This window comes from Synechococcus sp. R6-5 (assembly GCF_047461775.1).
Classification (GTDB): Bacteria; Cyanobacteriota; Cyanobacteriia; order Thermostichales; family Thermostichaceae; genus Thermostichus.
The window spans coordinates 1-10,095 of sequence record NZ_JANSHV010000071.1 but is presented as its reverse complement, the minus strand read 5'-3'; the positions used below and the strand labels follow the sequence as shown (position 1 = coordinate 10,095).

8 protein-coding genes are annotated in these 10,095 nt (G+C 60.6%); 2 read left to right on the top strand and 6 right to left on the bottom strand.

The features are described 5' to 3' along the window. The 4 genes from NW818_RS04255 to menA form a co-directional block, all read right to left on the bottom strand. Positions 1 to 331 (bottom strand): hypothetical protein (locus tag NW818_RS04255; RefSeq protein WP_414423920.1); only part of this gene is annotated, 331 nt, incomplete at its 3' end. Positions 332 to 375: 44 nt separating this feature from the next. Beyond that, a complete protein-coding gene (locus NW818_RS04250; protein WP_414423919.1) occupies positions 376 to 1,554 on the bottom strand; it encodes an LptF/LptG family permease in 1,179 nt (392 codons plus the stop codon). 77 nt (positions 1,555 to 1,631) lie between these two features. After that, positions 1,632 to 3,425, bottom strand: a complete 1,794-nt coding sequence (locus NW818_RS04245) for an LptA/OstA family protein (protein WP_414423918.1) — start codon at positions 3,423 to 3,425, stop codon at positions 1,632 to 1,634. A 154-nt stretch (positions 3,426 to 3,579) separates the two neighbouring features. Further along, the gene (gene menA / locus NW818_RS04240; RefSeq protein WP_414423917.1) at positions 3,580 to 4,521 is read right to left on the bottom strand and encodes a 2-carboxy-1,4-naphthoquinone phytyltransferase; all 942 of its coding nucleotides are present in this window, start codon (positions 4,519 to 4,521) and stop codon (positions 3,580 to 3,582) included. Between the two features lie 271 nt (positions 4,522 to 4,792). On the opposite strand from menA, the gene NW818_RS04235 reads away from it, so the two are divergent. Beyond that, complete coding sequence (locus NW818_RS04235; protein ID WP_414423916.1) at positions 4,793 to 6,439, top strand: isochorismate synthase; 1,647 nt, start codon at positions 4,793 to 4,795, stop codon at positions 6,437 to 6,439. Positions 6,440 to 6,609: 170 nt separating this feature from the next. Then, the gene (thrC, locus tag NW818_RS04230; RefSeq protein ID WP_011433867.1) at positions 6,610 to 7,668 is read left to right on the top strand and encodes a threonine synthase; all 1,059 of its coding nucleotides are present in this window, start codon (positions 6,610 to 6,612) and stop codon (positions 7,666 to 7,668) included. A gap of 117 nt (positions 7,669 to 7,785) precedes the next feature. Here thrC and NW818_RS04225 read toward each other — a convergent pair whose 3' ends face one another. Both NW818_RS04225 and NW818_RS04220 read right to left on the bottom strand, forming a co-directional pair. Next, on the bottom strand, positions 7,786 to 8,721 hold the full coding sequence (locus NW818_RS04225) for an alpha/beta fold hydrolase (protein WP_414423915.1): 936 nt from the start codon (positions 8,719 to 8,721) through the stop codon (positions 7,786 to 7,788). A gap of 163 nt (positions 8,722 to 8,884) precedes the next feature. Further along, positions 8,885 to 9,835, bottom strand: a complete 951-nt coding sequence (locus NW818_RS04220; protein ID WP_414343349.1) for a LysR substrate-binding domain-containing protein — start codon at positions 9,833 to 9,835, stop codon at positions 8,885 to 8,887. Between the last annotated feature and the right edge of the window lie 260 nt (positions 9,836 to 10,095).

The window sequence follows — 10,095 nt, the reverse complement described above, 5'->3', positions numbered from 1 at the left end:
TTTCAGGAGAGTTGGCAAGGGGAGGGGATCCAAAGTCTGAAACCGGGGCCGTAGGGGGTGGGGTTGCCGCAGTCAAGGCTGTAGCAGGCAGAGAAGATTGCGCCTCGGCCAAGGTGATGGGCTCCTCATCGGCGGCAGCCATCGGTTCTGGGCTGGAAGCCCGGCGGGCCAGTTGCAGGCGCTGAGCAAGTGTTTGCGCTGACCGAAAGCGCTGGTAGCCCTCCAGAGAGAACTCCGTCCCGCCGACGCCAACAGTGGGCAGGGGGTCCAACTGGGCGAAGACGGCCTCCCCCGTCCCCAACCACAGGGAGCCGCCCCAGCAAAGAGCCAACCACTTTGCCCAAGGGCTGAAGTCAGGGGGGAAGTTGCAGGATTTCACCGTAAAAACCGCCACAGTAAAGAAAGGCCTACCCCACCGAAAATCATATTCGGCAACCAAGCAGCCAGCCAGGGATCGATGTGCTCAACTCGACCCATCGCTCGTCCCAGGCTCATCAGTACATAGTAAATAAACACCAGAACAATCGCTAGCGCCACGCCGCCGTAGCGCCCCGTTTGCCGCACCGTTTGCAGGCCCAAGGGGGCAGCCACCAAGATGGCGAAAAAGCTGGCCAAAGGAATGGCGAACTTGAGGTGGTATTCCGTCAGGCAGCGAGCCACATCGGCAGAAGGACGTTGCTCCGCTCGATATCGCTGGCACTGCTCCCACAGCTCCCCCGCCCGTTGCTCTTGGGGCACTTTTTCCGCGTACACCAGGCCCACCAGTTTGTTGACGATGTTGAGCTGCATTTCTTCCACCTGGCCTTCATAGTAGGTGCGCCCCTGCTCGTCATAACGGCGGATCACCACATCTCGCAGTTGCCACGATTGGCCCACCTGCTGCGCGGTTTGAGCGGAGATCACCTGCGGATAGCGCAGGTGGCCGGTCTCAGCTTTGCGATCCAGGATCAACAAATCCTGCATCAAGCCGGTCTTCGGGTCAATCGATCCGACATGAAACCAGAGATCATCATCCACCCGCACGATCTCTTCTGGATTAAACAAAAGGGCATCCTGAGCCAAGATGAGGTTTTTATTCAGGGTTTTCACCTTTTGGTTGGTTTCCGGCACAATGACTTCATTGGTCAACAGTGCCAAGCCGCTGATCAGCAGGCCAATACAGAGCACGGGGATAAACACTTTGCGATAGGGGATCCCAGCAGCACGCAGGGCGGTGATCTCGCTGTCGGCTCCCATTTTGCCCAGGGTGAGCAAGGTGGCAAAGAGGCCGGCAATGGGAAAGGTGACCACCAAAATGGCGGGCAAATTGAGGAGGAGAATGTGCAAAATGGTCAGGGGAGGGGCGCCCTTTTTCACCAGCAGATCGGTGTAGATAAACAGCTGGTTGCCCAGCATCATCACCGTGCCCCCGGCCACCCCCAGAAAGAAGGGGCGGATCATCTCTTTGAAGAGATAAAACTCCAAAAAGGCAGCTCCCAATCTCAGGGATCCCCAAAAGCTGCCCGCTTGAGCAGGGGTTCTGCGCAGTTTGCCCTCGGCGAGTGGAGCCGTCATGACATCACCTCGGATCACAACCTCAGCCAAACCTGGACGATCAAAAACCACAGATGGCTCCCCGAGGGGGGATCCCATCAGAGGGCGTCGGTGATGCGAAACTGAAACATGCCCTGCTGTTGCCCGTCCCCTTCGACGGTGTATTCATCTTGTTTTATGTTCAGGGTAACCAGCTTGCCACTGAGGCGATTGGCGCCCCGGCACATCTGATCCAGCGCGTTGCGGCCCGGCAGAGCTTGGGTGCTCTCCCCGGGAAGGCGGCCGACCTCTCCCCGATCGCAGAGCACCACAGGAGCCTGTTCGGCGCTGATTTTGAAAATTTGTTCTCGGTCAAAGTAATCGGCGCGATCCCCTTCGATGGCGCGGTTGGCCTGCACAATAACCACATTGCCAAAGAAGCGGGCATCGCCGCTGGCTTGGTCGATCTCCACCCAGTCGGCGTAGATCACCGTCGGCTGATCCACATCCGCCTGGGTCTCTGAGTTTTGCAAGCGCCGCGCCAGCCAGTCCCCTTCGATCTGCTCGATCACCACCTCTCCCCGCAGCTCCACTTTCTCAGGGGTGATGGTGGCTTGGTTGGCCTTGGCCCTACGTCCCCGCTGGATAAACTCGACGGCATCGCTAAACTCGGAAGTACCGGTGCGGGAGTTGTAAACCAGGCGGGCAGCCCGCACTTCGGTTTCGGCTTGGCGCAGTTCTTCCGTCAGGGATCCCCCGCCGGGCGTGGGGGTAGAGGTAGCCATCTGCCGGTAGAGGACGTTGTCTTCAAAGAGGAAGATCTTGTCGCGGTGGTTGCCCTCCAGGCGGGCGGAGGTGAGCACCCGTCCGGGTTCTTCCAGGGTAACTCCTCCCGTCAACAGACTTTGGGATTCGCGGCGGCGGTAGGTGCCCTGGGCCGCCTGGATGATGGTTTCCCCCTGGCGAATCTCCAGGTTGCCTTCCCCTTGGGCAATTTGTGTGTTGCGGTCGTACGTGAGGCGGTCGGCAATGATGGTGACTTCTTGATCCTGTTGGTCTGGGGTCGCCTCCGGGCCGGGAGAGGCCTGGGCCAAGCGCAGATCGGCCAATAAGGGATCCCGGCTGCTGTCGCCGGCCACCTCTTGCAACACCACACCGCCGGAGAGAATGCTTTGGGCCTGTTGCCGCAGGTAGGTGCCCTGGGGAGCGCGAATCTCGATGCCGCGTTCGCGAATGCGCAGGTTCCCTTTCCCCTCGGCCACCTGGTTGGTGCGGTCGTAGGTGATCTGGTCGGCGGTGATGGTGGTGGAGGTGGGTGCCGAGCCGTTTGGGGGCAACACTATCAGCTTGCCCTGCTCGGCCCTGAGAAGGGCAAATTGAAAGTTAAACGAGCCAGAGCGGCCCTGCAACACCATTTCCCGGCCTTTGAGGGTGAACTCCGCGGGCACCTCGATGCGTTCTTCGGGGGTGACTCTCAGGGCGCTGGTCAAGAGCAGGCTGCCGTCGCCGCTCCTCACCTCCACCTCCTCATCCAAATACAGCTCGTCGGCGGTGGCATTGTAGCGGGCTCGCTTGGCCCGCCAAGTCATCTGCTCGCTGCTATCAAAAAAGGGATCCGGCACCCCTTCCTGTCGGTCGGCGCTTTCTCCGTAGAAGTAGCCGTGCGCCCCCTGCTCAAATACCTGTTGCCCGGCTGCCAGATCCACCTGCTCGGCGATCAGTCGCCACCGCTGATGGCCTCCCCGACGACCCAAGATATCTACCCTGCGGCTGACCGAGAGGGGCTGGTCGGGGGGAGGAGACTCCACCTTCACTTCTTCGATGTCGATCGACAAGGCCCAGCCCACCAAAGCAGCCAAGATGCTGCTCCCCAACAGCGCCACCCCCAGGTTGGAATTGAAGAATCGCCGCATCCTGTTTTCGCTGCCGCCTCACCTCGACCCGAACTGACCACTCCCCTTGGAGCCAACGCTCTGAGCTAGCACTCTAGGCTGTAGCTTATCCCATTTTGCCGGCTGCACCGGAGGGATCCCGCGCACACCTAGCCTTAAGCCGACTTTTCAGCCTTCAGCCATAGCGGCTGAGGATGAACCCTAGCCCCAGAAACAGCCCCAGCCAAAAATGGAGACTGACGGCGATGAACTTGGAGTGGCTAATCCGCTGCGGCTGATCGTGATAGGTACCCAGCAGGCGGGAAAGCCGCACTGCAAACGGGATCCCCGCCAAACTCAGCAGTGTCCAAGCCGGAAAGATCCCCAGCCCCACAAACAGCAGCATCAAGGCAAAAAGGCTGCTGCAGAGCCAGGGGATGAGGCGGGCCGAGCGCAAGGTTCCCAGGCGGGCCACCGGCGAGCGCTTGCCACAGGCTAAGTCATCCTGCACTTGATGGAAATGGGAACAAAACAAAATCAAGCTGGTCGCCATTCCCACCACCAGTGAGGCCGCTAACCCCGGCAGCGACCAAGTCTGGCTTTGGCTGTAGTGGGCAGCCGAGACCGCCAGCGGCCCAAAGCTGAAAAAGCAGAGGATCTCCCCCAGGCCCTGGTAGCCCAGGCGCAGGGGCGGCCCTTGGTAGGCATAGCCCAGCCCACAGGCCAGCAGCACCAACAGCAGCACCGTCGGATCCCATTGCCGCCAGCTCAGCCACAGGATCCCCAGCAGACCCAGGGCCAAAAAGGCATTCCCCACCCAAAACACCTGCCCCGGCTTGCCCGTCAGGTTAACCAGGGAGTGGAGTTTGTTTTTGTCCACCCCTGTCTGGGCATCGAACACGTCGTTGCTGATGTTGACCCAGGCCAAGATGCAGATGGCGGCTCCCCAAAACACCCCCAAAACCCCCAAATCCAGTACCCCTGACTGGGCGTAGGCAATGGCGGATCCCACCCAGATGGGCATGATCGCCACGCTGTACATGGGGGGCTTAAGGGCAGCCATCCACAATTGCCGGCGGGAGGGGTCACTCCATGCGACCTCTGCTGCTGGCTGCACTTGGCCGACATCTGGATTCATGGGAGTTCTCCTTGGGAAGCAAGCCTGCTCTGGGGCCTGTCTCTGGATCTGTCTACAACCATCTGCTCTGTAGGGTAGAGCGCCTGAGAAAGCATCCCCCAGGATGCTAAGAAACTTTGCAGTCCGTGAAGAAGCTCCTCAGATCTGGCCCCCAGAAGCTCAGGCTGCCGGCCCTTCTCCTAATCTCTTATCCTAAAGTCATCTTCTGCCGGTCTCCATCGACGGGTGTCCTGTTTTCGGCCAAGGTGGGATCGTCTTCTTTTTCTTGCGCATGACCTCTTCTCTTTCCCCTTGGAATGCCCACGGTACGCTTGAGTGCCTGGAGTGGCCGAGAGCATGGCCGCCGACTCGCACTTCTACCTGGACGGACGAGGCGAGGGATCGGCGCCACTGGGATCCCTTCCTAGCCGCCTGCCAACAGATGGCGCGGGCGCGGGGTGTTCCCCAAATCCTCAGCTTGTCGCAGCCCATCCCAGAGCTGGATCCGCTGGCGGTGCTGGCCCAGAGGCTGGGTTCGCTCCCCACAAACCGATTCCCGAGCTACTGTTATCTCTCCCACAAGGCCCACGGGGAAAGGGTGCGGGTGTTGGGATGGGGATCCCTGCGGCAGGTTGATCTCGCGGGAGAAGGGGACTTGCGGGCGGCACGGAGCTTTGTAGAAGAGCTGCAGCCCCACGTCCATGCCGCTTGCATTGGCAGAACGGAGCCCTCGGAAGTGGGAAGATTCCCAGACAGCCGGCAGGAACGCCCTCTGTGTTTCTGTCGCCTCAGTTTCAGCCCCAGGAGCAAAGGGGGGACAGCGCTGGTGCTGCCACGTTGGCAACTGTTGCAGGTACCAGGCTCCTGGGGATCCCTGACGGTAGCGCGGCTCAATCTGGAAATTGCTCCCGAAAGTGACCTAGCAGCTTTGGCCGGGCAGATCACCGCCTTTTTTGCCCAAATGGAGCGCCTTTCTCGATCCCCCTTGCCCTCGTGGGAATTGCAAGCTCCTGTGCCAGTGAACTTGGAGGAAGCCCCCCTCTTGGCGCGCATCCAAAAAGCCCTGCAGGTGATTCAGGCGGGATCCCTGGAGAAAGTGGTGCTGGCCGAAGCCGTGGATCTGCACTTGCCTGTCCCGCCGTCAATCCCGTCCCTGCTGGCCTACCTGGAAAAAGATCATCCCGATTGCAGCATCTTTGCCTTTGCCGCTGGCGTCAGCGGGCCGAAGTCCTTGGAGGCAGATGCTCGGGGGAATTTGCCGGCCAGGCCTCTCCCCCTGGTCCAAGAGGGGGCCTTTCCCCAGGTTTTCTTGGGGGCCACTCCGGAGCGCTTGCTTTCCGTGTGGCAAGGCCGGGTGCAGATCGATGCCTTAGCCGGCTCCGCCGCCCGCGGCGCCACCCCTGTCCAGGATCGCCAGTTGGCCGAGGAGCTGCTCCGCAGCCCCAAAGACCGCCGCGAACACCAGTGGGTGGTGCGCTCGATCCGGGAGGCTCTGAGTCGGTTGGGAATGGATCCCTGCATTTCCCCGCAACCGCGGCTGCTCCGTCTAGCCAACATCCAGCATCTGCAAACCTTGATCGAGGCGGAGCTCCCCGCCGATGTACATCTGTTCGATCTGCTAGCCCAGCTCCACCCGACGGCAGCGGTGGGAGGGTATCCCCAACAGGCGGCGCTGCAGTGGCTAGAGCGGTTGGAACCCTTTGATCGCTCCAGCTATGCCGCTCCCTTGGGCTGGGTAGACTTACAGGGCAATGGCGAGTTTGTGGTGGGGATCCGCTCCGCCCTAATTCGGGGGAATTGGGCCCGCTTGTATGCCGGTGCCGGGATTGTGGCTGACTCCAACCCAGAGCAAGAGCTGGCCGAGATTCGTCTGAAGTTGCGCTCTCTGGTGCAGGCTCTGGCCTTGCGACCTGCAGCTCCTCCGCTCCCCAGCTTCTGAAGAGAGGGGATCAGGAAGATGTTTCTGCCGCCGCTGCGGGAGGTGGATACGAACCCCTCCACGAACAGCTACAGTGAGAAAGCCGGTCTTTGATTAGCCTCGGTGTCCTCTGCGGCATGGCGACCCTGAATCCCACCCATCCCCCTCGTATAGCCGGATCCCGCGCGCAAGTGGGGCTTTGGCCCGGCCTGATCCAGCACTATCGGGAATGGCTCCCCGTCAGCGCCAGCACACCTGTGGTCACGCTACATGAGGGCAACACGCCTCTGGTGCCTTCCCCGGCTTTGAGCCAACGGCTGGGGCGAGACTGTCAAGTTTACCTGAAGTTGGAGGGCCTCAACCCCACCGGTAGTTTCAAGGATCGGGGTATGACGATGGCCGTGTCCAAGGCCAAAGAGGCAGGGGCAGAGGCGATCATCTGCGCCAGCACCGGCAACACCTCGGCGGCGGCTGCTGCCTTTGCGGCCAAAGGAGGTCTGCGGGCCTATGTGCTGATCCCCGATGGCTACGTGGCCAAAGGCAAACTGGCCCAAACCCTGATGTACGGGGCGGAGATCATCGCCGTTCAAGGCAACTTCGACCAAGCGCTGGCTATGGTGCGGCAGCTGGCGGAAACCTACCCGGTGGCCCTGGTGAACTCGGTCAACCGCTTCCGCTTGGAAGGGCAGAAAACCGCCGCCTTCGAGGTGGTGGATGCTTTGGGGGATGCCCCCGATTGGCTCTGTATTCCGGTGGGCAACGCGGGCAACATCACGGCTTATTGGATGGGGTTTTGCCAGTACCGCCAGCAGGGCAAGGCTACCCGTCGCCCTCGTCTCTACGGCTTCGAGGCTGCCGGTGCTGCCCCCATGGTGTTGAACCGGGTGGTGGAACACCCAGAGACGGTGGCCACGGCCATTCGCATCGGCAATCCTGCCAGTTGGGTGAAGGCCAAGGCGGCAGTGCAGGTGAGCGGCGGTCAGGTGGATAGCGTCACCGACGAGGAGATTCTGGCAGCCTATCGTCTCCTGGCATCCGAAGAAGGGATCTTTTGCGAGCCGGCCAGCGCGGCCTCGGTGGCCGGATTGCTGAAATGGCGAGAGCAGGTGCCTGCTGGAGCACAGGTGGTGTGCGTGCTGACGGGCAATGGCCTTAAGGATCCGGACACGGCCAGCCACCAGGGATCCGCTCCTATCCACACCGGCGTTGTCCCTGAGCTGTCCGCTGTTGCTCGTCTGATGGGTTTCTAGCAGAAACCGCCCGCTGGTTAGGGTCAGGCGTTCCCCTTGGGCGGCGCTCCGTCGCCTATCGGGCATCGCCATCTGGCAAGCGGCATTCCTCTCTCGGCCATACGCTACAGCCCCAGCTCAAAGCCCGCATTGTGCGGAAAGAGCTGTGTCGAGAAATTCCCGAATTAGGGGCAGCACCTGTTCCCCATGCAAGGCAGGGATGGCGTGGCCGGCCCCGGCCAGGATCTTGAGCTGAGCCCCAGGGATCCCTTCGGCATAGGTTTGGCAGTGCCAGAGGGGAATGGTGTCGTCCTGTTCGGCGGCGATCACCAGGGTGGGGGCCTGAATGTAGTTGAGATAATGTTCAACCGTATCGACAGCAGCTTGTGGGCGCAGACGTTGTCGGAGAAATTGCCGAGCGACCGGCTGCTGACGCAGGGATCCCCGCAACCACAAGAGCTGGGCCAGCTTGTCTTCCCAATGCCACCAGCGGGCCAGCGGAGCGATCGCCCGCAACAGCCAATCCACCCAAGCGCTTTCCCAGAGCAAGGGCCGCAAATGGTTGTAGCGTCTCACAAAGCTGTCGTCGCGGATCCCGGCAGGAGCCAACAAAACCAACCCCCGCAGCGGATACCGCACGGCGTAAGCTGCCGCCACCCATCCCCCAAAGGAATGGCCCACCAAAACCGGAGCAGCTAGGCCCAGCCTTTGGACAAATCCGCGCACAAACTCTACTTCTGCAGCGATGTCGTAGTGCAAGGCCGGTTGGCCGGACTGCCCGAACCCCAGTAAATCCAAGGCAATGCAGCGATATTCGTCTCCCAACCCTTGCATCAGCGGCCACCAGTTGGCATGAGTGGCCATAAAGCCATGCAGAAACAGCAGTGGGATCCCTTTTCCCCACTCTCGATAGGCAGCCCAACAGGACTCTGCCCCTGCGATGCTCAGCCCTTTCAATTCCACCCTGTGCAGCGGGATCCCTTGAACGCGGGCCTGTAACTCCGCCAAGCGCTGGGCCAGGGGGAGTCGTTCCAACAGCGTTTGCCTGGTCATCGGCTTGGGGTCAGTAGACACAGACAGATTCAGCAGATGCAGTTTCTTCCGGAGCAGCATTGGCTACAGCGAATGCACCTATACGGAAATATCTCTCGTATCTCTTTGAACAGGGATCCTGCTCAATCCACCGGAATCTACCTGGGATCCCATCAACTCGGAAAAGGCCGTAACGCATCGCAACTTAGCCGATCAACTGCAAATGGGGCGGGGGAGTTTTCAGCCAGTCTTGGCGGGTCAGCAGCCCTTGGAGGAAGCGGGTGGCTGCCTGCGATTGATAGCGCTCCGGGTTAAAAGCCAGCCAGAGGGTACGCCGTATCTGTAGCCCTTCCACCGCCAGCTTCCGGAACCGCCCCTGTTCCACATCGGATCCCACTGCCACCATGGACAGAAAGGCCACCCCCAACCCCGCCTGGACGGCATTTTTGATCGCCTCAATCGAGCTGAGTTCCAGCCGCACGTTCAATTGGGCCGGGTTAATGCCGTGGCGATTCAGTACCCGATCGATGGTTTGCCGAGTGGACGACTGGGGATCCAAGGTGATGAAAGGCAAAGCCAGCAGATCCACAAGAGCCGGAGAGTCGATGGCACACCCGGGAGCACCGACCAACACATATTCATCTTCCGCCAGAGCCATCACCTTCAAGTGCCGCTGCAGCTCAAAGGGGATCTCCCCGCCAACAATGGCCACGTCCAATTGGCCGTCCACCAATTTCTGGGCAATTCGCCGCGTGGATTGCACCAAGAGCTGCACGGAAATTTGTGGGTAGCGGCGGTGATATTGCGCGATCAAAGAAGGCATTACATAGGTGCCCACCGTTTGGCTGGCCCCCAAAACCAGATGCCCCCGCTCCATTTCTTGCAAATCCGCTAGGGCCTCGACGGCCTCACGGCACAGCTTGAGGATGCGCTCGCTGTACTGCAGCAGCACTTTCCCGGCATCCGTCAACTCCACCTTGCGCCCACTGCGGTCGAACAGCACCACTCCCAACTGTCGCTCCAAGTTCTGCACTTGCAAGCTGACGGCAGGCTGGGAGACAAACAGGCTATCGGCAGCACGGCGAAAACTACCCTGCTGGGCAATTGCCCGCACGATGAGGAGCTGATCTAAGGTAAACGGCAACTCATCCGCCATAGGGAACTCCAAACCCCACAGTGGGATCCCTTACGTTTCCCTGAAAAGCTGGGCAGCCCGCGTTTGGAAACCCACACGAGATCATCATAAACAAGCGAGAAATCCCAAGAGAGCAGCTCAACCCTTTCCCGGCAGCTCGGCTCTGGGGGGTGACCAGCCAAGAGTGGAGAGGAGAGCTCAGAATCTTCGGGCTGTTTCTCTGCCATTCGGAGCAGCTATGCCCACAATACCTACCTGATACATTTACGCTGAACACTGCT

Excerpts from the sequence above, each read along its gene's own strand:
- NW818_RS04250 (WP_414423919.1), bottom strand. The coding sequence starts at position 1,554 with ATGACGGCTCCACTCGCCGAGGGCAAACTGCGCAGAACCCCTGCTCAA.
- NW818_RS04245 (WP_414423918.1), bottom strand. The coding sequence starts at position 3,425 with ATGCGGCGATTCTTCAATTCCAACCTGGGGGTGGCGCTGTTGGGGAGC.
- menA (WP_414423917.1), bottom strand. The coding sequence starts at position 4,521 with ATGAATCCAGATGTCGGCCAAGTGCAGCCAGCAGCAGAGGTCGCATGG.
- NW818_RS04235 (WP_414423916.1), top strand. The coding sequence starts at position 4,793 with ATGACCTCTTCTCTTTCCCCTTGGAATGCCCACGGTACGCTTGAGTGC.
- NW818_RS04220 (WP_414343349.1), bottom strand. The coding sequence starts at position 9,835 with ATGGCGGATGAGTTGCCGTTTACCTTAGATCAGCTCCTCATCGTGCGG.